The sequence below is a fragment of the Bradyrhizobium sp. in8p8 genome, from assembly GCF_000426845.1.
GTDB lineage: Bacteria > Pseudomonadota > Alphaproteobacteria > Rhizobiales > Xanthobacteraceae > Bradyrhizobium > Bradyrhizobium japonicum_C.
In genome coordinates this window covers 53,768-76,351 of the sequence record NZ_AUGD01000011.1, presented here as the reverse complement: position 1 = coordinate 76,351, position 22,584 = coordinate 53,768, and the positions used below count along the sequence as shown (strand labels likewise).

General features: G+C 63.2%; 16 protein-coding genes and 1 pseudogene. 10 read left to right on the top strand and 7 right to left on the bottom strand.

Features of this window, described 5'->3' with window-relative positions:
- Positions 1–33 precede the first annotated feature (33 nt).
- The gene (locus K408_RS0126005; RefSeq protein WP_024341391.1) at positions 34–399 is read left to right on the top strand and encodes a nuclear transport factor 2 family protein; all 366 of its coding nucleotides are present in this window, start codon (positions 34–36) and stop codon (positions 397–399) included.
- Between the two features lie 11 nt (positions 400–410).
- On the opposite strand, the gene K408_RS0126000 is transcribed toward K408_RS0126005, so the two are convergent.
- Positions 411–1,355, bottom strand: a complete 945-nt coding sequence (locus tag K408_RS0126000) for a hypothetical protein (protein ID WP_024341390.1) — start codon at positions 1,353–1,355, stop codon at positions 411–413.
- 395 nt (positions 1,356–1,750) lie between these two features.
- Here K408_RS0126000 and K408_RS0125995 point away from each other — a divergent pair, with 395 nt between their 5' ends.
- Positions 1,751–3,712 carry a putative bifunctional diguanylate cyclase/phosphodiesterase gene (locus tag K408_RS0125995; RefSeq protein ID WP_024341389.1) on the top strand — a complete coding sequence of 654 codons (1,962 nt, stop codon included), beginning with the start codon at positions 1,751–1,753 and terminating at the stop codon, positions 3,710–3,712.
- A 111-nt stretch (positions 3,713–3,823) separates the two neighbouring features.
- On the opposite strand, the gene K408_RS0125990 is transcribed toward K408_RS0125995, so the two are convergent.
- The 4 genes from K408_RS0125990 to pgm all read right to left on the bottom strand — a co-directional run bounded on the left by K408_RS0125990 (position 3,824) and on the right by pgm (position 8,425).
- Complete coding sequence (locus K408_RS0125990) at positions 3,824–4,804, bottom strand: PDR/VanB family oxidoreductase (protein WP_024341388.1); 981 nt, start codon at positions 4,802–4,804, stop codon at positions 3,824–3,826.
- Positions 4,805–4,814: 10 nt separating this feature from the next.
- Positions 4,815–5,567: a GntR family transcriptional regulator gene (locus tag K408_RS0125985; RefSeq protein WP_024341387.1), complete on the bottom strand. Its 753-nt coding sequence runs from the start codon at positions 5,565–5,567 to the stop codon at positions 4,815–4,817.
- A 3-nt stretch (positions 5,568–5,570) separates the two neighbouring features.
- On the bottom strand, positions 5,571–6,620 hold the full coding sequence (locus tag K408_RS0125980) for an aromatic ring-hydroxylating dioxygenase subunit alpha (protein WP_024341386.1): 1,050 nt from the start codon (positions 6,618–6,620) through the stop codon (positions 5,571–5,573).
- Positions 6,621–6,778: 158 nt separating this feature from the next.
- Positions 6,779–8,425 (bottom strand): phosphoglucomutase (alpha-D-glucose-1,6-bisphosphate-dependent), encoded by a 1,647-nt coding sequence (gene pgm, locus K408_RS0125975; protein ID WP_024341385.1) that lies wholly within the window; start codon positions 8,423–8,425, stop codon positions 6,779–6,781.
- 246 nt (positions 8,426–8,671) lie between these two features.
- Here pgm and K408_RS44140 point away from each other — a divergent pair, with 246 nt between their 5' ends.
- Entirely contained in the window at positions 8,672–9,160 is a 489-nt protein-coding gene (locus tag K408_RS44140) for a transglycosylase SLT domain-containing protein (RefSeq protein ID WP_063830807.1), read from the top strand.
- A 295-nt stretch (positions 9,161–9,455) separates the two neighbouring features.
- Here K408_RS44140 and K408_RS44135 read toward each other — a convergent pair.
- Positions 9,456–9,684: pseudogene (locus K408_RS44135) on the bottom strand (winged helix-turn-helix domain-containing protein); the annotation flags it as partial.
- An 87-nt stretch (positions 9,685–9,771) separates the two neighbouring features.
- On the opposite strand from K408_RS44135, the gene K408_RS0125965 reads away from it, so the two are divergent.
- Complete coding sequence (locus K408_RS0125965; RefSeq protein ID WP_024341384.1) at positions 9,772–10,620, top strand: MBL fold metallo-hydrolase; 849 nt, start codon at positions 9,772–9,774, stop codon at positions 10,618–10,620.
- 26 nt (positions 10,621–10,646) lie between these two features.
- On the opposite strand, the gene K408_RS0125960 is transcribed toward K408_RS0125965, so the two are convergent.
- Positions 10,647–11,534: an aldose 1-epimerase family protein gene (locus tag K408_RS0125960; RefSeq protein ID WP_024341383.1), complete on the bottom strand. Its 888-nt coding sequence runs from the start codon at positions 11,532–11,534 to the stop codon at positions 10,647–10,649.
- A gap of 162 nt (positions 11,535–11,696) precedes the next feature.
- On the opposite strand from K408_RS0125960, the gene K408_RS0125955 reads away from it, so the two are divergent.
- From K408_RS0125955 to K408_RS0125930, 6 genes are all read left to right on the top strand, one after another.
- The gene (locus K408_RS0125955) at positions 11,697–12,800 is read left to right on the top strand and encodes a glycosyltransferase family 4 protein (protein WP_024341382.1); all 1,104 of its coding nucleotides are present in this window, start codon (positions 11,697–11,699) and stop codon (positions 12,798–12,800) included.
- Positions 12,801–13,051: 251 nt separating this feature from the next.
- Positions 13,052–14,185 carry a glycosyltransferase gene (locus K408_RS0125950; protein ID WP_024341381.1) on the top strand — a complete coding sequence of 378 codons (1,134 nt, stop codon included), beginning with the start codon at positions 13,052–13,054 and terminating at the stop codon, positions 14,183–14,185.
- Complete coding sequence (locus K408_RS0125945; RefSeq protein WP_029674310.1) at positions 14,185–15,522, top strand: hypothetical protein; 1,338 nt, start codon at positions 14,185–14,187, stop codon at positions 15,520–15,522. The genes K408_RS0125950 and K408_RS0125945 overlap by 1 nt, the downstream gene beginning before the upstream one ends.
- 29 nt (positions 15,523–15,551) lie before the next feature.
- Entirely contained in the window at positions 15,552–16,826 is a 1,275-nt protein-coding gene (locus tag K408_RS0125940; protein ID WP_024341379.1) for a glycosyltransferase family 4 protein, read from the top strand.
- The gene (locus K408_RS0125935; RefSeq protein WP_024341378.1) at positions 16,823–18,217 is read left to right on the top strand and encodes a hypothetical protein; all 1,395 of its coding nucleotides are present in this window, start codon (positions 16,823–16,825) and stop codon (positions 18,215–18,217) included. Before K408_RS0125940 ends, K408_RS0125935 begins: the two co-directional genes overlap by 4 nt.
- Positions 18,218–18,642: 425 nt before the next feature.
- Entirely contained in the window at positions 18,643–22,551 is a 3,909-nt protein-coding gene (locus tag K408_RS0125930) for a hypothetical protein (protein WP_024341377.1), read from the top strand.
- Positions 22,552–22,584: the final 33 nt, after the last annotated feature.

Here is a 22,584-nt window from a genome sequence, read left to right as displayed (position 1 = left end):
CGACCATAAGTCGGTTATCTTGCGGGGTGTGCCGTGCCAAGTCGGGATATCGTTGAAGCTTTCGCGAAACGCCTGGAGGCCGGTGATTTCATTGGCGCGATCGAACAGTTCTGCACGCTCGACGCCGTGACTTTCGAGAACAACGCTGCTCCAACGGTTGGCCGCGACAAGCTCGTCGCCGAGGAGCGCGGTGTGCTGGCGGCCTCGAAGGAAGTCAGGGCGGTTCGCATCGGGCCCAGCCTCATCGAAGGCGATCATGTCGCGACCCGCTGGTGCTTCAGCTTCACCAACACCGAGGGCGTGACGCGGACGCTGGAGGAGATCGCGTGGCAGACCTGGCGCGGCGATCAGATCATCGAGGAGCGCTTCTTCTACGATCCGAAGCAACTCGGACGCTGAGCAGATTGCCCTTATCGGTATAGCATGACCACGGCCACGGCGACGACCGGCGCCAGAAACTGAATGGCCTGCCACCGAGAGCCGTCGATCGACCAGCGTCCGTAGACGATGGTGCCACCATGTTGGGGTGACGGCCCGGGTTGATCTCGGAACGCCTTCCAGCGCGCCTCGGCAGGCACGAGAAAATTCTCGGGCTTGACCGTCATGTCGGCGCTGTTCAGCACCACCTGCATCATCTCGCCCTTTGGCCAGAACATCGCCTCGGCCCCGGGCGGCGCGAAAAAGCTGCGCTTCGGTGCGACGTGCCGCTGATAGAAGTCCAGACCGACCGTGACGGCCGCAGAATGCGGATTGGCGAAGGGCGGCCCTGAGACGGACGGAATCTCAAGGTAGCCCACCCCCCGCACGTCGTGCCAGGGAATGAAAAGCCCCTTGAGCCAGGGTCTATGAAACCGGATGCCCGCGGAAGACAAGGAGACGACTGCCCGATCCGCATAGAAGTGCCGATAAGAGGAGAATGCGATCCAGCCCCATCCCACGTAGAGCAACATCCAGCCGAAAACATTCAGCGATGGGTTCACCAGATGGCTCCAATAGAGACTGCGCATGGCGCCAACGTAGCTGGAGCTGCCGCTCGACCCGCCGGCCATCAGGCTGATCACACCGATGACGCCGGAGATGACAACCAGGACAAGGGCGCCGATCAACAATTCAAGAAGCAATGGAAGGCCGGACCTTCCGATCAGGGTCGTCAGTGCATAGCCTGCGAACGCAAGTCCCAGGAGCGCCAGATAGATGGCGGCCAGAGCCGCTCCATTCTGGCCGCGGCTCTCGGCGTGAAGCGCGATCGCAAGGCCGGCGACGCAAGCCCACATGGCCCAGGGGACCCGGTCCATCCGCCATTTGTCCATCGTGTATTCGACCGTCGCCGAAACATCGGCTGAAGGCTCGCTCATGGACAGGCCCTCGGGATTTCAAACGCATCCAGTGCCGACGCGGCGCACGCCAGCCCGGTCGGTCCACGAAACGTATCACGCGTTCGAGGGGACGTCTCGGTCCGGCCAAGGGCGGCAAAAAGCAAATCGAGGAGCAACTCTTCCCGCACACGAAGCCGCTCAGGCTCGATGCGAAGAGGCGGACAGCTTCCTTGCCGCCGCCGAGCACGCCATGTGTCAGAGGTGTGACGCATAGCGCCGCATCGTATCGATTTGTTATCGATACCGCGTGACGAACACGCAGAAGTGGTCGTGGCGAACGTGGCAAACGGGGATAATTCATAGTTCGTCAAAGGTTTGCAGCGAATTCTCACGATAGAGAGCCGGACAAGCGGCTCGTGCTGCCAGGCTTGGGAATGCGGACTCAAACGACCAACTATGTCGCGCGGCTGTTCGCCGGCGATCTGTCGGCCTTTGGCGGTCCCGCAACCGACGAGGCCATGGCCGGGCATCTCCGTGCCGAGCAGATGTCGCTGGTGCTGGGCTATTCAGTCGGCATCATGCTCGCCAATGCCTGCAACGCCATCGTGCTCGCCATCGCGCTGTGGCCGTCTCCGGACAGGATCGCTGCGCTGATCTGGGCAGGCGCCGTCGCCGGCGCCGCGATCGCGTTCGGCCTGCACTCGCGTGCGGTGCGCCGCATCACCAAACCGCAATTCGTCTCGCGGCGCGCCATGCACCGCCTGGTCCGCAATGCCTTCATTCTCGGCGCTGCCTGGGGCATCGTCCCGGTCGCCTTCTTCGCCGATGCCTCGACCGGCGGCCAACTCGTCATCACCTGCCTGTGCTCGGGCATGCTGGCCGGCGGCGCGCTCGCGTTCGCCACGATCCCGATCGCGGCCATTGCCTTCACGGCTCCGATCTTCCTCGGCATCGCTATCTGCCTGGGCAGGAACGGCGACCTCGCCTTCCTGCTGATCGCCTTCCTCGTCGTGGCCTACGGCAGCGTGCTGCTGCGCGGCGTGTTCGTCAACTCTTTCTCGTTCGCGCGGCGCGTGACGCGGCAGGTAGAGGCTGAGCGCACGGTGCGGCAGGATCCTCTCACCCATTTGCCCAACCGCGTGGCCTTCAACGAGACGCTCGATGCGGCGCTGAAGCGACTGGCGTTATCAGGTGAGGAGTTCGCGGTGCTGCTGCTCGACCTCGATCGCTTCAAGGAGGTCAACGACCAGTTCGGCCATCCCGCCGGGGACGAATTCCTGGTTCAGGTCGCAGGCCGCCTGCAACGCTGCACACGTGCGGCCGAGCACGTCGCGCGCATCGGCGGCGACGAGTTCGCGCTCGTCATGGCCAACCTGACGCGGCCGGAGGATGCGCTCGAAATCGCCGAACGCCTGGTCGCGGCTTTCGACGAACCTTTGCGGATCGACGGGCGCCAGATCGTGGGAGCGACCAGCGTCGGCATCGTGCTGGCGCCGCGAGACGGCGACACGCCGCTCGACCTGATGAAGAATGCCGATGCCGCGCTCTACCGCGCCAAGAAGGCGGGACCCGGCACGATCTGTTTCTTCGAGGAGGTCGACGACAGGGCATCACGCGACCGCAAGGCGCTGCAATCGGATCTCGCAGGGGCGATCGCGCGAAACGAGCTATTCCTGGTGTTCCAGCCGTTCCTGGATCTCGACGACCATCGCATCACCGGCTTCGAGGCGTTGCTGCGCTGGCAGCATCCCTCGCGCGGGTTGGTACCGCCCAACGAATTCATCCCGATCGCAGAGGAGACCGGACTGATCCACGAGATCGGCGAATGGGTCATCCGCCGCGCCTGCGCCACGGTGGCGCTATGGCCGGAAGAGATCAGAGTCGCCGTGAACTTCTCCGCGGCGCAGTTTCACAACACAGCCATCCTGCAGACCATCGTGCGGGCGATTGCCGACGCCAGGATCGCCCCGCACCGGCTCGAGATCGAGATCACGGAATCGATGCTGCTGTCCAAATACGGCTCGGCCGCATCGGTCCTGAATGCGCTGCTGGAGCTCGGCATAACCGTGGCGCTGGACGATTTCGGCACCGGCTTCTCGTCGCTGACCTACCTGCGCAAGCTGCCGTTCAGCCGCATCAAAATCGACCAGTCCTTCATCCGCGACATGCTGGCCCAGCCGGACTGCGCCGCAATCGTGAAGTCGGTGGTTTCGCTGGCGCGCGACCTCGACATCGGCGTGGTCGCCGAGGGCGTCGAAACTGCCGACCAGCTCGAATATCTGCGCCAGATCGGTTGCGACGAGGTGCAGGGCTATCTGATCAGCCGGCCCGTGGCGGCTGATGGCGTCATGGCGCTGCTGGAGACGAAGAGGGTCCGGATGACTTACGCGGCGTAAGTGATCGGGGCCGAAATCGCCGCCGCGTTGGCGGTGAACTCCCTCTCCCGCAAGCCGGGAAGGCGGAGCCTGCGGCACCGTCCGTTGCTCCCAAAGGGTTTTGGAGCTCGCTTAGATCGCGTCCGCCCGCAGCAGCGTGTCCACGACGATGGTGCCCCGCGCGCGGGAGACGCAGGCGCAGATCTTCTGGTTGCTCTGCTTCTGGTGATCGCTGAAGAAGACGTCGCGATGGTCGATCTCGCCGTCGACCGCGACCACGTCGATGGCACAGAGGCCGCATTCGCCGCGCCTGCAGTCGAACATCACGTCATGACCGCTGGCATTGAGCACGTCGAGCATCGAGCGCTCGCGCGGAATCTGGAGCTCGACATCGGAATCCTTAAGCCGGACGCGGAAAGCCTCGGTCGGCAGGGTGCCGCTGGAGCCGAAAGTCTCGTAGCGGAGATCTGGCAGCGGATGGCCGGCGCCGATCCAGGCGTGGCGCGCGGCGTCGAGCATCCGCATCGGGCCGCAGAACAGGGCCAGCGTTCCCTGCGGCACTGAGGCGAACAATGCATCGAGATCGAGCCGCTTTCCTTCGTCACCGGCATGGACCACGAGGCGATCTCCGAGCATCCCGGCGAGGTCGCCGAGATAAGCCGCCTCGCCGCGCGAGCGCACGGCGTAGTGCAGCGTGAGCTCCGCACCGCGGCGGGCCAGCGCCTGCGCGGCACCGAGGATGGGCGTGATGCCGATGCCACCGGCGATCAGGCAATAATTGGGGCGAGCCCAATCGACCGCGAGCAGCGAAGCGGGCTGGGTGATGTCGAGCCGCGCGCCCGGCTGCAATGACCACATGTAGCGCGAGCCGCCGCGGGAATCCTCGGCACGGCGCACCGCGACCTTGAAGCCGGCGGGCGAGGCTTCGCCGACCAGCGAATAGGACCGCGTCTCGGGCAGGCCGTCGATGGTGACGCTGACATTGATGTGGCTGCCGACCGGATAGGCGGCACCATCGAACCGATCCGGCCGGATCAGGAATTCGCGGATGCCGGGGGCGAGATCGCGGGTCGAGACCAGCGTTGCCGGGATCCAGCTTTCGATGAAGCGCATGGGACTCCCCTCAATCGGTTGCGGTCTTGATCAGCGCGAGCGCCGGCAAGAGGTCGAGATGGGTCCGGTTGCGCAGCGCCAGCCGCAGGTTTCGCACGGCAAGCCGCGCATGTTCGCGCATGATCGCCTCGGCCCGCGCGCCTTCGCGGTTCTCGATGGCGTCGATCACGACGCGATGGTGCTCCTGACCGATGATCAGGATCTGCTGCGCCTCCGGCAGCGCCGACTGCGCCATGACGAAGCCGCTCGGGGATGCAAACGGCAGCGCCGAGGCGCGGTCGATCTGCCGGATCAGCGGCGGGCTGCGCGACAGCTCCGTGAGCAAGGCGTGGAAGCGTGCGTTCAGCGTGACGTAGGCCGAGAACGCATCGACCGAGATCGGCACCTGCCGCAGCAATTCGTCAATCGCGGCCAGGCATTCCTTCAGCGGCTCGAGCTCGCGCGCGGAGACGCCGCGCTCGGCGGCGAAGCGCGCAGCCAGGCCTTCGAGCGTGCCGCGGAGCTCGATGGAATCGGAAATGTCGCGCTCGGAGAACGCCTTGACCATGAAGCCGCCGGAGGGGATCGCCTCCAGGAGGCCCTCTTCCTCCAGCCGCACCAACGCCATGCGCACGGGCGTGCGCGAAGCGCCTGTCGTCTCCACCGCCTGCAGCTCGGAGATGCGCTCGCCCGGACGCAAAGCGCCGGACAGGATCTGGTCGCGCAACGCAAGCTGCGCCTTCACGGTCTGCGAGACGGAGCGGTCGACCTCACGTTCGGCCATGCTCTACTCCGCGGCCTGAAGGTGCTTTGGGGCGCTTTCCTTCGCCACCATCCGATCGATCAGCTTGCGCGCCCACATCGCGCCGGCATCGACGTTGAGATTGTAGAAGATGCGATCCGGATTCTCGTCCATCGCGCGCTGCTGTGCTTCCAGAATCAGCTCGTCCTCACGGAAGATGCCGGAGACGCCCTCGCGGATCTCGGTGGTGATGCGCTGCTCGCCGATACGGTAGTTGCGGACGAAGGCCCAGAAATAGTGGCAGGTCTTCTCGGTCTCGGGCGTGATGGTATTGAGCACGAAGCCGTTGACGCCGTGCGAGCGGTCGCCTTCCGGCGCGCCGCTGCCGGCCGGGGCCACACCGACGTCGATGGCGATCGTGCACGGAGCCTCGAAGCGGATGATCTGCCAACGGTCGACGAGCCCCGGCTTGCCGAGCTGCTTGGCCCAGAACGGCGGCGGCTCGATGTTCCGCATCCAGCGCGTCACCGTCACCGTCTTCTCGCCATGGGTGACGTCGAACGGGGCCTCGGCCACCGCATCATTGCCGATGGAAGAGCCGTGCACGAAGGTCTCGTGGGTGAGGTCCATGAGATTGTCGAGCACGAGGCGGTAATCGCATTTGACGTGGATGGTCTTGCCGTCGCCCGCCCAGGCGGGATCGTGATTCCAGTGCATGTCCGGCACCAGCGCGGGATCGGCCAGCGCGGGATCCCCCATCCAGAGCCAGATGTAGCGGTGGCGTTCGACCACCGGATAGGCGCGCACGCAGGCTGACGGATTGATGGTCTCCTGCGAGGGCATGAAGGTGCAGCGCCCCTGCGCGTTGAACTTCAGGCCGTGATAGCCGCAGACGACGGTGTCGCCTTCGAGCCGGCCCTTGGACAGCGGCACCAGGCGATGCCAGCAGGCGTCCTCCAGAGCGGCCACCGAGCCGCCGGCCTTCCGGTACATCACGACGTGCTTGCCGCAGATCGTCCGCGGCAGCAGCGCCGCCTTCACTTCGGCGTCCCAGGCGGCGGCGTACCAGGCATTCATGGGGAAGGGTTTTGTCACTGTCTCACTCCCACGGCTTATGTATGCTTTATGTATACAATAGCCGTGCGGGAGAATCGTTCAAGGCCAAAATTAGCCTAATATAATACCTCTACTTCATCCAATGTATACAAGAATGCGGCGATAACTCAGAGGGCGAGAGGGGCCCCGCGCCCTGCTTACGCCCCGAACACCTTCGCCAAGCCCGCCTGCGCCTCTTCCTGGATCCGCTTCAGGTGCTCCGGACTGCGAAAACTCTCGGCATAGATCTTGTACACATCCTCCGTTCCCGAGGGCCTTGCGGCGAACCAGCCGAAATCGGTTTCGACCTTGATGCCACCGAAGGGCTGACCGTTGCCGGGTGCCTTGCTCAGCGTCGAGCGAACCGGATCGCCGGCGAGTTCCTTCAGGCCGAGCTGCTCCGGCGTGACTGATTTCAGGATGTTCTTCTGCGGCCCGGTCGCGGCGACATCGATGCGGGCGTAATGGGGCATGCCGAACTCGGCGGTGAGATCGGCAAAGAACTGGCTCGGATCGCGGCCGGTCTTCGCCATGATCTCGGCGGCGAGCAGGCCGAGGATGACGCCGTCCTTGTCGGTGGTCCACACCGTGCCGTCGCGGCGCAGGAACGAGGCCCCTGCACTCTCCTCGCCGCCGAAGCCGAAGCCGCCGGTGACGAGGCCGTCGACGAACCATTTGAAACCAACCGGCGTCTCGACCAGCTTGCGGCCGAGCTTCTTGGCGACGCGATCGATGATGGAGCTCGACACCACCGTCTTGCCGATCGCGGCGTCCTTGCCCCAGTTCGGCCGATGCGTAAACAGGTAGGAGATCGCGGTCGCGAGATAATGGTTCGGGTTCATCAACCCGCCGGTGCGCGTGACGATGCCGTGGCGATCGGCGTCGGTGTCATTGGCGAAAGCGACGTCGAAGCGGTCGCGCATGCCGATCAGGCTTGCCATGGCGTAGGGCGAGGAGCAGTCCATGCGGATCTTGCCGTCCCAATCGACCGTCATGAAGCGGAAGGTCGGATCGATCGCCTCGTTCACGACAGTAGCATTCAGGCCGTAGCACTCGATGATCGGATGCCAGTAGTGCACGGCGGCGCCGCCGAGCGGATCGATGCCGATCTTGACGCCGGCGGACTTCACGAGGTCGAGATCGACCACGTTGCCGAGGTCGGCGACATAAGGCGTGACGAAGTCGTAAGCGTGGACGTTCGACGACTTGCGCGCCCTGGCATAATCGATCCGCTTCACGTCCTTGAGTCCGTCGGCGAGATAGGCGTTGGCCCGTTTTTCGACCACGCCGGTCACGTCCGTATCGGCCGGACCGCCATGCGGCGGATTGTACTTGTAGCCGCCGTCCTCGGGCGGATTGTGCGATGGCGTGATGACGACGCCGTCGGCGAGACCGCTGGTGCGGCCCTTGTTGTAGGTGAGGATGGCGTGCGAGATGACGGGCGTCGGCGTGTAGCCGCCGTCCTTGTCGATCATGATCTCGACGCCGTTGGCGGCGAACACCTCGATGGCGCTGACCAGCGCCGGCTCGGCCAGCGCGTGGGTGTCGATGCCGATGAACAGCGGTCCTGTCAGTCCCTTCTCGCGCCGGTAATCGCAAATGGCCTGCGTGGTCGCCAGGATGTGGCCTTCGTTGAACGTGTTCTTGAACGAAGTGCCGCGATGCCCCGACGTGCCGAACGCCACGCGCTGCGCAGGATCGGACGCATCCGGCTTGCCGGCGAAATAAGCCGTGACCAGCCGCGGAATGTTGGTGAGCGCGTCCGGCGAGGCCTGCTTGCCCGCCGCGGGATGAACATCAGCCACTGAAATATCCTCGTCCTGTCGTGAGTGCGGGACACCATAGCATCCGCATTGCCCCCGCCAAGCCACAACACGCGCGAGGGGGAAGGCGTTCCTTGGAGTGATCTCATCCTCGTCGTCCCGTCGCCCGCGGCCAAGGCACCTCGCCGGGCGGATGCGTCGATGCCGTAACCAGCTTCACGCCGCCCCGCGCGACAGTGAGGTCGGGCGGATGGCGGTTTGTTAACTCCGGCGCCCTATGACAGACCCATGCTGTGGGATCGGCCGCACTTCGGGCTCGGCGCGATGTGGAGACACGTCGCGGTCGTCCTGCTTTTGTCGATGCCAATCGGCGCGCATGCGAGCGACGGCGATATCGACGGGCCGCGCACGACCTCGACGATCGCCGACGCCAGCACAGAGCTCGGCGCTGGCGAGACGCCGTCATCCCGGGCCATGATCCGGAGGATCATCGAGAGAGAAACCGCAAGCACCGATCTACCGGCTGCTGTTGCCGAGGCGGTCGTCTTCGTCGAAAGCGGCTACAACCCGTCCGTCATCGGCAGCGCGGGCGAGATCGGCCTGATGCAGGTACGGCCCGAGACGGCGGCGATGCTGGGCTTTCGCGGAAGCAACGCGGAACTCGCAGAACCCGACGTCAACATCCATTACGGCGTGCTTGCTCTCAGCCAGGCCTGGCGTGTGGCCGGCGGCGATCTCTGCCGCGCCCTGATCAAATACCGGGCAGGTCAGGATTAAGAAAAGCCGACGGCCCGGTCGCAGGTCTACTGCAACCGGGCCCGCAACCGTCTCGTTGCGATCAGCGCAATACCGGTAAGCAGCGAAGCTGCGGCTACGACAGATGCGGCGCCCGCGATTGCAGCTGTAGCCCCGGCAAAACCGGCGACCCGATCGAAAACGCCGGTGCAGCCCAAAGCCGCCTATGCCCGCCACCGGCAAGGCACCGCGGCCGCCAGCCGCGCCTACTGGGCCGCACACGAGGCGAGGATCAGCCGGATCAAGGCGCGCATCGAAGGCAGAAGAAAGCGCGTCGTCACGTTGACAGCGAGCCGCTGCCGGCGAGCTTGCGGCCCAGCCGCGCCACTAGTGCATCGACCGTGCGGATGTCGCCTTCGGCCCGGCGATTGCGGGCGACCTCGATCAGATAATCGCGACTGAGCGCTTGCCGTCGGCTCCGAGAAGCGCCGCGAGCAGATCGAATTCGGCGCGCGTCAGCGCACCGGCTTGCCATTGCTGTCGAGCGTTCGCGCCGGGTCGATGATCAGTCCTTCTCGGCGAACCCTGCAGTTGCCCTGCCGCGAGCTTCGCATCTACTGTGGCGCCCAAAGTCCGCACCTGGAGGTGGCGTCATGGAGGTCATATTGCTCGGCACGGGCGGCCCGCGCCCGGATCCGCGACGGATGGCAACGACCACGCTGATCAGGCTCGGCACCGAGAACATCCTGTTCGATGCCGGCCGCGGCGTCGTCGTGCAACTCAGCAAGGCCGGCGTTCCGCTCGGCGCGATCAACACCGTCTTTCTCACGCACCATCACTTCGACCACATCGGCGACCTCTACGATGTCATGCTGAATTCTTGGATGCATGGTCGTCAAGACGAGCTGCGCATCTACGGCCCGCCGGATACCGAGCGGCTGGTCGATACGCTGGTCACGCAGGTCTACGACAAGGACATCACCTGGCGCGCCCAGGGGGAGCCGAACTTCGGCGGCTGGAAACCAGTGGTCGCGACGGACATCGTTCCCGGCCCCGTTCTCGACACCGGGCGCTGGAAGATCCGCGCCGAGCTGGTGTCGCATGGCGATGGTCTCGACATGACGCCCGCCTTCCTCGCCCGCTGGATGTGCCTGGGCTACCGCTTCGAGGCGGAGGGCAAGGTCATTGCGATTTCCGGGGACACGGTGCCCTGCCCCGGTCTCGAGCGGCTGGCAGAGGGAGCCGATCTGCTCGTTCAGTGCTGCTTTCTCGCAACGCGCGAGATTAACACCGAGCACCTCCGCCGCCTTGCGAAATACACGATCGCCTGTGGCGACACCGTCGGCAAGGTCGCGGCCAAGGCTGGCGTCAAGAAGCTTGCACTGACCCATCACCGGCCCCGGACCGACGATTCCATGCTGGACGCGCTGCTCGAAGACGTGCGCCGCGACTACTCAGGTCCTATCGTGCTCGGCGAGGATCTCACGTGCATCGAGGTCTGAGGACGACGATCAGCCGCCTTGCGCCTTCACGACGATCCGACCTCGATCCGGTACGACGAGGACTCTTCCGCGTCCGGCGCGATATGCATAAGCCCCGGCTTATCGGTGAACTCGCCGTCGAAGCCCACGGGACTGGCATGGCCGCGCCAGGGCTCGATGCAGAGGAACGGCGCGCCCGATGGTTTCGACCAGATGCCGAGCTCGCGAAAGCCGCGCCAGGACATCTTCAGCCAAGGTCCGCTCGATGTGCCCGGTCCCGCGGCATAGCGGACGGAATTGCTCTCGACCCGATCGAAGATGATGGCGTCGTCGGTGAACAGGGATTCGGACAAAGGAAGCGAGGCGCCTTTGACGGGGCTCGGCTCCGCCCCCGGCCGCAGCAGTCCACCATTGAGACGCCGGATCGGAGACTGCTCTGCGCGATCGAAGGTCAGCGCATAGCTCTCCTTGGCCGCGCCCGGATGGAGCGGCCAGTTGAAGGCGGGATGGCCGCCGATCGACGCGGGCAAGACTTCCTTGCCGGTGTTCGCGATCGTGAGCGTCAGGTCGAGCCCGGACTGATCAATCGCATAGGCGGCCGTAAGGCGGAATGCGAACGGATAGAGCGCGCGCGTCGCCTCATCGTCTTCGAGCACCAGGGCGCAACGACTCTCGCCGCGTTCTGCCCAGACAAAGCGTCTGTCGCGGGCAAAGCCATGCTGAGTCATCCGATAGGCCTTGCCCCGATGCCGCAGTTCGTCGTTGGCGAGGCGTCCGACGATCGGAAACAGCAGCGGCGCGTGACGCGGCCACTCCGGCCCGGCCTGCCAAAGAAACTCGATGCTGCCGCTCTTGAGCGAGCACAGCTCGGCACCGTGCGCCTTGACGGTTGCGGTGAGGGAGCCGCTGCGGAGGAAGTGGGTGTCGTCACTCATGGCCGACGTCTACACCGCGCCCCGACAAGCGGCAAGGCGGCTCCCATGATGCAACCGGAGCGGTTTGTCGTCAGGCCGGTCATATTTCCGTACCTAACGACTGCTCTGTTGGTTCGTCGCGCCGCCTGCCCCTGAACACCGATGAACGCCTGTGGTAGCCAATTGAAGATCTTCATCAACGGCCGCTTTCTGTCGCAAAAGCTCACGGGCGTTCAGCGCTATGCCGCTGAAATGGTCAAGGCAGTCGACGCGCTGCTTGCGTCGGAGCAGACTTCGGCCTCGTTGCGCAATGCCGATTGGCAGTTGCTGACGCCTGCGGATGCAACTGAACATCTCGATCTTGATCGGATCAAGATTCGCGCTGTCGGCCGGTTGCATGGGCACGCGTGGGATCAAATCGAACTGGCGCGCGCCGCTGCCGGCGGCCGCTTGATCAGCCTCTCCAATTCCGGTCCCGTCTTCCATCGCGACCACATTGTCGTGATCCACGACGCCCAGGTCTTTCGCCGGCCCGATTTCTTCGATTGGCGCTATCTGGCCGTGCATCGGACGATGGGGCGGTTGCTCTCCCGGCACGCAGCCATCGCAACCGTGTCGGCCTTTTCCCGCAGAGAACTCGCCGACGTGCTGAATCTATCGGCATCGAGCATTCCGGTCTTCCCCAACAGCGCCGAACATTTTGCGGCTACCAAGCCGGACCCCGGAATTCTCGCGCGGCTTGGAGTCAGGCCGCAGAGGTTCTTCCTCTTCGTGGGCTCAAGGACCAAGAACAAGAATCTTTCCGTTGCGATTCGCGCCGTCCAGTTGCTCGATCGACCCGACGTTCCATTGGTCGTCGTCGGAGGCGATAACAGCAAGGTCTTTCAGGATAATTCGGGCGAAGGATCTGCCGGCCTGGTGCTCGCCGGTCGTCTCACCGACGGCGAGATCGCGGCGCTGTATGCTCAGGCGTCGGCATTCGTGTTTCCCTCGCTCTACGAGGGCTTCGGTGTGCCTCCACTCGAAGCCATGATCTTCGGCTGTCCGGTGATCGCATCGACGGCAGATGCCGTCGTCGAGACGTGTGGTGAGGCGGCTGCGTATTTTCGCGCCAACGACGCTGAAGCGCTGAAGCAACTCATGCTCGAAAGATTGGCAATCGGCACGATCTCGGACCAGGAACGCAGGCGGCAGCAGGATCGCTTGGCATTCTATTCGTGGAAGAAATCTGCGAAGGCGCTGCTGGATCACCTTGCGACACCAGCAAGCGTCGCCAGCGCTGCTTGAAATTCGACATAGCTCGCCTATCGCGCGCATTGGTTTTTGCACAAACGCTTTGCAACTCGCGGCTCCGCGTGTGGTTCCAGGAAATTTTTCCGATCGCGCGATGATCGCAAGCGAGCAGAGCATGGCGCAACATAACCACATCGCTGCCCCAATATCGCTACGTATTCGAGGAACTGTGTTTCGCACTAGCGAAAACAGAACAGGGATACACGATGTCCGGCTCTCCAACGCGGTTCTATGCGAGGCAAACGATGAAAGTGCTGCACATCGCCGAGACGATCCGCGGCGGCATCGCCAGTTACCTGAATGAACTGCATCCACAGCAACAGGCGAGCTTCGGCGCCGACAACGTGCACTATGTCGTGCCCTCGGATCATCGACGCGATCTCGGCGCGATCGATGACAATCAGATTACGACGTTCGAGCGGTCCAGCCGCAGCATCTCGGGATTATTCCAGATGCTGCGCGCAAGCATGCAAGCCCTCGACGCCTTTCGCCCGGATGTGGTGCACCTGCACTCTTCCTTTGCAGGACTCGTGCTTCGCCCTGCGCTGGCAGCCCGCTCGGACGGTCCGCGGGTCGTCTATTGCCCACACGGCTGGGCGTTTGCGCGCGAGACCGGTCGTCTCAGCCATGTCGTGACGAAGGCCGCAGAAACTCTTCTCGCGCGAACGTCGGACCGCATCATCTGCATCTCGGGTGACGAGTATAGCGAGGCGATCCGCGCGGGAATTTCTGCCGACCGCCTCACGGTCGTCCACAATGGCATCGCGAAGAGCCGCAATCCGCAGCCCGTTGCGGCCGATTGGACGTCCAAGAAGGTCAAGGTCCTGTTCATCGGGCGCCTGGACCGACAGAAGGGCTTCGATCTCCTGATCGAAGCAGCGCGCTCGCTCGAGGATGTGCTGGACGTTCGCATGATCGGCGCCTCCGTCGTCAATAAATACGAAGGGCCGACGGTGCCTTCCAATGTCTCGCTGCTGGGCTGGCTGGATCGCCCCGCCATCGAGACTCAGCTCGAGGCCGCCGACCTCGTCGTGATTCCGTCACGATGGGAGGCGTTTGGTCTCGTTGCCCTTGAAGCAATGCGAGCGGCCAAGCCGATCCTGGCGTTCCGCAGCGGCGCGCTGCCCGAGATCGTCGTCGACGGTGTGACGGGGGTGCTTTGCGAGCCCGTCGCGGTCCAGCCGCTCGTCGATGGTTTCCGGCGCGCGCTCGATCTCGACCTCAAGGTGCTGGGACAGCGCGGCTACGACCGCTTCAAGCAGCTGTATGACGTTCAGAAGACGCATGCACAATTGCAGCAGGTCTATGTCGAGCTTCTCCAGGGCGACGGGGTCGAGGCGAAGGCGGGACTGCAGTCGGATCTTTCCAAGAACTTCTGATGGCTCGACCGCTCCCATGCACCTTGCTTCGCGACAGTCTTCGGGTCGCGAGCCTCATCGCATCCATTCTCCTGCCAGCCTCCGTCTGCGCGCAGCAGGCGCAGCCGCTCGATGCCCGATTCCTGCTCGGGGTCGGCACGCATCAGGGGCTTGGCGGCCCAGTGAGCGCGCGCGGATATGTTCCTGCCGAGAACATAGCCCAGATCAAGCAACTCGGCTTCAACGCTTTCCGCGACGATTTCCCCTGGTCCGATTTCGAGATGCCAGGACGCCGGCTGGGGTTCAACCCCAGACTTGGCAGGCTCGAGGCGCAAGTCAGGTCCGGCGTCGCACGCCCTCTCCTGATTCTGGCCTTCGGCCATCATCTCATCCCGAATTCCTCGCCACCGACGACCGATGAAGCCCGGCAGCGCTTCGCGGAGTATGCCGCTGCGGCGGCGCGATCGGTCGTAGCGCAAGATCCCCTGTTTGAGCTCTGGAACGAATGGAACCTGGCGTCGAAGAAAGATGCTGCGTTCTCGCCGGAAAATTATCTGGCGCTCGCGCAGGTCGCACGACCGGCGGTCAAGCGCGTTGCGCCGAATGCGCCTTTCCTGGTCGGAGCACTCGGCGACGATCCGGACTGGATATGGACGGAGAAGATGCTGCGCACCGGCATTCTCCAGTACGCGGACGGCGCTTCGATCCATCTCTATAATTTCTGCATGGGCCCGAGCAAACGCACCTCGGCCGAAATCATCGACAGGCTGACGGCGTTTCACCGCCTCGTCAGCCAGGCGAGCGGAAACCCCACCTTCCCGATCTATGTCACCGAGACCGGCTGGACCACCGCCAGCAACAAATGCGGCGTCAACGAACAGGCCCAGGCCGACAATACGGCACAACTGATCCTGTGGGCGTCGACTGCAACGCGCTGGCTCAAGGGAATGTGGCTCTACGAGCTCAAGGACAGCGGAACGAATCCGTCGGACCTGGAGCACAATTTCGGCCTCTATCGTTTCGACAATTCGCCGAAGCCGGTCGCCTGCGCGGCCCAGGGCGCCTGGGCCTTCATCCGCTCCAGCCTGAGTGCCGAGCGACGAGAGCTCGCCAGCGGCGTCGTGTCGATCAACGCATCGACGACGTCCGGCGGCAGAGTTGCGGTCTGGTCCGAGGCCCCGGGCCGACGCTACGAAATCCGGATCAAGGACGATCAGCAAGGCGCGAGCTTTGCGATGCCGTGCAATGCGACCGCAAAACCGGCTTCCGGAATCTGGATTCCGGTTTCGAGCACTCCGGTTCTCATTGCAGCCAATGACAGTGCCATTCCCGCCCTGGAGATACGTCCGGTGCGATAGACGCCATTTTGCAGATATGGGGTTACGCGATGAAAGTTCTTTTGACATCCACGCTTTATCCGACGCCTCAGGCGCCAAAGATCGTCGGCGGCGCAGAGATCTTCGCGCGACGTTTCGCCGAAGGCCTGGCGCAACGCGGAGACGAGGTCGAGGTTATACGCGCAGCACCCGCGCCCCAGCAGGCTCGCGAGACCTGCAACGGCATCAACATCTATTCTGCGCCCGTGCGGAATATCTATCTGCCCTTCACGGAGCAGAAGAACGTCGCGTTGCGCAGCATCTGGCACGCCATCGACGACTGGCAGATGCAGGCGCCCCTGATCGCGGAGCGCATCCGGGCCTTCAAGCCGGACGTACTGCACTCCAACAATTTGTCGGGTCTCACCACCGCGATCTGGCGCGTTGCCGCCCAGCTCGAGGTCCCGGTGCTCCATACGCTTCACGACTATTACCTGACCTGCCCGCGGTGCTCGCGCTTCGACAAGGGACATTCCTGCGAGCACACTTGCACGAGCTGCGGGATCCTGACCTTTCATCGCAAGCGCGCCACGCACTGGCTCAGCGCCGTGGTCGGTGTGAGCGAGCGCGTCCTGTCCATTCATACCGACATTGGCATGTTCTCGGAGACGCCGATCCGTACCGTGATCCGCAACGCCTCGACCGAGCCGCCGCGTGAGCCCTATCCACGTCCCATCTGCACCGCGGAAGTGACGTTCGGGTTCATTGGCCGGCTTACGGAGGAAAAGGGCATCGATAACCTCATGCGGGCTCTTGCTCTGCTGCCCCGCGACCGGATCCGGATGCTGATCGCCGGTCGGGTCAGCGACCAAGAGCAAGGACGTCTCCGGGCTCTCTCGGGAGATGCACGAATTGAGTTCATGGGCTTCGTGGCGCCTGACGATTTCTACAAGCAAGTCGACGTAGTGGTCGCACCATCGATCTGGCACGACCCCGGCCCGCTCGTCGTCGCGGACGCAAAGGCGGCCGGCAGGCCCCTGCTCGGAACCCGCTTTGGCGGCATGCCCGAGGTCATTCAGCATGGCGTGACCGGCTGGCTCACTGAAGCCGACCCGCAATCGCTGGCGGACAGCATGCTCGCGGTCGCGGCGGATCCGCACAAGATCGATGAGATCAGCCGGCGCCTGATCGCGGACACCAATAAATGGGTATTTGCCGACGTGCTGTCGTCATACAAGAACCTGTATGAACAATTGCGGGAGCAACGGATGTCGCGCCTGCACGCGGCAACGGCCGATGCGCCGCTGGGACGGGCTGTGGCCAAGGAGCGCCTCATTCCGAGATGACACGCCTCTTCGCGATGGCGGGCTACGTCTATCAGAGCGCCGCGGCGATCATCCTGATCTTCGCAGTCAGCCATCTGCTGCCCGCCGCCGCCTACACCAATTTCTCGCTGGCACTGGCCTCGAGCCAATTGCTCTGCGTTCTGATGTTCGAGTGGCTGCAGCTCTCCGGACTGCGTTTCCTGGCGGCAGCCAACGAAGACGAGGCGGCTCGGCTGAGGTGGTCGCTCTTTGCAGCAGGCCTGTCGAGTGCTGGCGCGCTGATCGTGGGCGGCAGCTGCGCATCTCTGGCCAGTGTCCTGCCGACGGGGATCATTGCACTGGGTCTCGGCATTTCCGTGCTTCAGGGCCTGACGGATCTCTATTTTCTGACGGTGCGTCTGTCCGACCGGTTGGGAGTGGCCTCCTCTCTTCTCGCACTCCGTGCAACCGCGCTTCTGGCCGGAGGCGCGTTGGGAGCAGCGACTTCAGGAACGGCGGAGGCAGCGCTGCTCGGTATCGCGTCGGGTCACGTCCTGGGCCTCCTTGCCGGCATGGCCGTCTATCGCACGCCTGTAGAGCGTACTTCGTTGCAGACGATGCTGGCCGACTGGAAGAGCTTCGCCCGTTACGGCATGCTCGCCGCGGGCGCGTCCGTCATCCATCTGTCGGTGCCCGTTCTGCTCCGGATCATCATCATCGGCAGGCTGGGCGCGACCGGCGCAGGTGCCGGATTCTCGATCGCGCTCGATCTGCTGCAACGCCCGTTCTGGGTTCTCAATGCGGCGATCCACACCGTAAGTTATCCCGACGTGGTCAAAGAGTTCGAACGCCGGCCGGTCGTGAAGTCGGTTGAATCGGCCCGACGGATGTTCGAATTCATGGTCTGCACCACCCTTGTGCTGCTCGGTGGGCTGGTAGGCTTCATTCCTGATGCCGCCCGCATGGTGGTGCCACGCGAGAGCCTTGACGGCTTTCTGGCGACGGCGCCGGCAGTCGCCGTCTTCTATTTCCTGCACACCCATCTGCAGGCCACAGCTGCCGTCGTTCCACACCTGGAGAAGCTCGCGACCAGGCTTGTGGTCGTCGCCGCGGGGCAGCTCGCAACCGTCGCAGCTGTCGTGTTTGCCGCAACATGGGCGGGCCTGTCGCCGCGGCAGGCTGTCGGCTGCGCTTCGGTCGCCACACTTGCGACGATCCTCGCTGCGCTCGGTCCGACCCTGCGCTTCGACGCATTCCCGCGCTGGTCGTTGGTCGCGCAGGCGGTGGCGGCTGCGGTCCTGATCGGATCACTCGGCGCAATTCCGACCGAGCCCGCGGCATGGCTCGCCGGCAAGATCGTGATCGCGGCGATCGCGACTGCGATCGTCGGATGGCGCGGAGACTTCCTGATGCTGGCCCGCCGAGGCAGATAGCTGCGCTGTCCCTTCACGGAAGCAAGTGGCTAGTCAGCCGCTCCTATGGAACCGTAAGCGGCCCTGGTAAATCCGGCAGTGAGACCCCGTGAAAATACGTACAACCAAAGCGCTAATCGTCCATAGTTTACGCGCCAACGAAAACGGCACCTGCCAACAGGCTGAGCAACCAAGCGATGCCGCGCGATGTGCGCATAGTTTCAGCAGCATGGGTCGCGCAATTCTTGAAAGCGCCTTCCTCGTGCCATCCTGCGCAGGCATCGCATCAGCATTCGGCTGCAACTCGAGTCGACCTGTTCCTGCACAAGGAACCTCATTCGCTCGCGATTTGTAGCTACGATTTTTATCTGAAATTCACACTCGACAATGAAGCTTGAACGCAAATCCTGCGAGCAATTTTGCTCGCGTTGAAATTCGAGTGTGCAATGCCTGATCAAACCGTCCTGTCCGCCAGCGGCTTCATCAACTCCATCGGCGTCAACACGCATGCCGGCTTCGGGTGGACCGGCTACAACAATCTCGCGCTGATGGTCGACGACCTGAAATATCTCGGCGTCACGCATCTGCGCGACTCGATGGGGACAAGCCCCGCCGCGCAACCGGTGGTCGACGGCCTTGCCGCTGCCGGCTACAAGTTCGATTTCCTGGTGTCGTCCGCCCTGCCCCAATCGGGTACGGCCGGGCTTCAGAAGTATATCGCGTCGCTCGAGAAGTTCGCAACGAGCCACCCGGGCAGCATCAGCGCCATCGAGGGCCTCAATGAGGCCAATCATCAGCCCTTCAGCTACAATGGCAGCTCGAGCCTCACCGCCGCGGCTCAATTCCAGAGCGCCCTCTATCAAGCAGTCAATGCCAATGCTGCGCTCGGCAGCATCCCCGTCTACAATCTGTCACTGGCCTACAACGATCCTCAGGGCTACAGCCAGCTCGGCAACATGTCGGCCTCCGTCGACTACGCCAACGCCCACGCCTATGTCAGCACCAGCCTCAATCCGAGCAGCTCAATTGCGGCAACTCTGAGCGCCGTCATGACTGCGGCGCCGGGAAAGCCCGTGGTCATCACGGAAACCGGCTACACCACGCAAGCCAACACGCAATATCTCGGCGTCAACGAGACGGTGCAGGCCAAGTCGATCCTGAACACCCTGGTCGATGCCTACAAGGCCGGCGTGAGCCAGACTTACCTCTACGAGCTGTTCGACCGCGACTCCTCCGCAAGCAATACCAATCCGGAAGCCAATTTCGGCCTGTTCAACTCCGACGGCACGCCCAAGCTCGCCGCGACGGCGATCCACAACCTGACCACCATCCTGGCCGACGACGGCAAGGGCGGCCAGCAGCCGACCGACCCGTTGAACTACACCCTGGGCAACATGCCGGCCACAGGCAACAGCATGGTCCTCGGCAAGAGCAATGGCGCCTACGAGCTCGTCGTGTGGGCCGAGCCGAAGCTCTGGAACGACGCCACCGACACCGAGCTGACCAATGCGGCCCAGACCGTCACTGTGAATCTCGGCGCCGTGCATCACACTGTGAAGGTGTACGACACGCTGACGGGGACCACGGCCATTGCCAGCTACACCGACGTCAGCACGATCACCATTCCTGTCAGCGATCACCCCGTGATCATCGAGATCGATGCGCCCCCGACCACGACCACGCCGCCGGACAGCCGGACCAGCATTACGGGCGCTGCTGCCGAAATCGTGCCGCAACTGTCCGACCTGAGCGACTCGACGGCGCTGCAGACCATCACGCTGACCGACTCGCACGTCCTGCCGGTCGCTTCGAAGGCGACCATGGACTACATCATCGCCCATTACGGCAGCGCCCTCTCCAAGATCCAGGGCGGATATTCGTTCTCGGTGACCAATACGGCCGCGACCTGGACCAACACGAAGACCTACGATTCGAGCGGAAAGCTGCTCTCGACATCCGACACCGGCCTGAATGCGAGCGGGCAGCCGACGTCGACCAACGTCGTCTACAGCGACGGCTCCCAGGACCTGATCAGCTACACCGGCGGCGTGAAGACGAAATTCGTTCACGTCGGCACCGACGCCGTCCGTACCACAGATACCTACAATACGGCGGGAACTCTTCTCAGCGAGATCGTGCAGAAGCCGGACGGCTACTACTCCACGACGCTATACACCAACGGCGTCAAGACCGTCGCCTATATTAAGAACGCTGACGGTTCGCAGGACAACTATTCCTACAACGTCGTCGGAAAGAGCTTTACCACCCAGGTTCAGCACCTTGACGCATCAGGGAAGATTACTTCGGTCATTCGCAGCCATGCCGACGGCTCGTTGGATTCAACCCAGGTCTACAAGAACGATGGCAGCAGCGTGATCACGCTGTATAGCGCCTCCGGAGTAAAGCTGGTCGAGACCGACTACCATACCGATCGCAGCAAGGACGTGTGGACGTACAACATCAAGGGCCAGAACTATACGACCCAGCACGACGTCTATGACGCGTCCGGATTCCTCACGACCCTGACGCGCCTGCATACCGACGGCAGCCTGGCTTTCAAGCTAATGCAGACCCCGGATGGCACCAAGACGACCAACTGGTACAATGCCGTCGGCAGCCTTACCAGCGAGGTGGTTGAAAAGGCCGATGGTTTTACATCGACGACCCTCTACGGCAACGGCGTCAAGACCAAGGCCTATATCAAGAACGCCGACGGCAGTCTGGACAATTATGCCTACGGCGTCACCGGCCAGAGCTACACCACGCAGATTCAGCACATCGATCCGACCGGAAAGGTCACGGCCGTGACTCGCAAGCACGCCGACGGCACGCTGGATTTTACGCAGGTCGTCAACAATGACGGCAGCAGCGTCGCCACCTATTATGACGCAAAGGGAGTACTGACGAAGCAAAGCGAAAGTCACGCCGATGGCAGTAAGGACGTCTTCCTGTTCAACATCACCGGCCAGAACTACACGACCGAGCACGACATCTACGATGCAACCGGCTTCCTCACCACGCTGATCCGCAAGCACGCAGACGGCAGCATGGCGTTCAAGCTGGTGCAGAGCAAGGACGGGATCAAGACGACGGACTGGTACGATGCCAAGGGCGTCCTTACCAGCGAGGTGATTACGAAGGCGGATGGTTACAGCTCGACCACGCTCTATACCAACGGACTAAAGACTGCGGCCTACATCACCAATGCCGACCGGAGCCAAGACAATTTCACCTACAACATCACCGGCCAGAGCTATGCCACGCAGCACCAGCATCTCGATCCGACCGGCAAGACGACAGAGGTGACCCGCTGGCACGCTGACGGCACGCTCGACTTTACCCAGGTCGTCGGCAGTGACGGCGGCAGCGTTGTGACCAACTACGACGCCTCCGGCATCAAGAAGATACAAACCGACTATCACCCCGACGGCTCGAGGGATGTTTATCTCTCCAACATTGTCGGTCAGAACTACACGACCGAGCACGACACTTACGATTCAACGGGCTTCCTCACAAACATCGTGCGGACCCACGCCGACAACAGCCTGGCGTTCACCCTCGTGCAGAGCGTCGACGGCACCAAGACCTCGGAGTGGTACGACGCCAAAGGCGTCATCACCAGCGAAGTCACGACCAAGACCGACGGTTACAGTTCCACGACTGTGTACACGGGCGGTATCAAGACTGCTGCCTACATTAAGAACGCCGACGGTACGCAGGACAATTGGAACTACAACGTCAAAGGCCAGTCCTACACGACCCAGCACCAGCACCTCGATGCTTCGGGCAATATCGTCGAGATCACAAGGACCCACGCCGACGGCACTCTGGACTTTACCCAGGTCATGAACGATGACGGCAGCAAACTGACCGACATCTATAACAGCGCCGGCATCAAGACCCAGGAGATCGCCAGCCACGCCGACGGCTCGAGGGACGTATTCCTGTTTAACTTCAACGGACAGGCCGGCATCACGCAGCACGAGAACTACAACACCGCCAATGCACTGCAGTTCATCGATCAGACCAGGACCGACGGCACCCATAACGTCACGGCCGTTGGGAGCGGCGTGACGATCCAGGGCGGCGCCGGCAACGACGTGTTCTCGGCCGCGCCGAATTCGACCACCATCGCCTATGATCACGGCCAGGACCAGATCCTCAACTTCCAGGCCGGCGACGCCACGACCCACGACGTGATCCAGATCTCGAAGCTCCTGGCCGCGGACTACAGCCACCTGCAGATGACGCAGTCGGGCACGAACGCGCTCATCACGTTCTCGGAGAACGACTCGATCCTGCTGAAGAACGTCTATGTCACCAGCCTGACGAGCCACGACTTCGTGTTCGTGTGAACGAGACGGTAGCCGTCCAACCGGCAGCAAGAT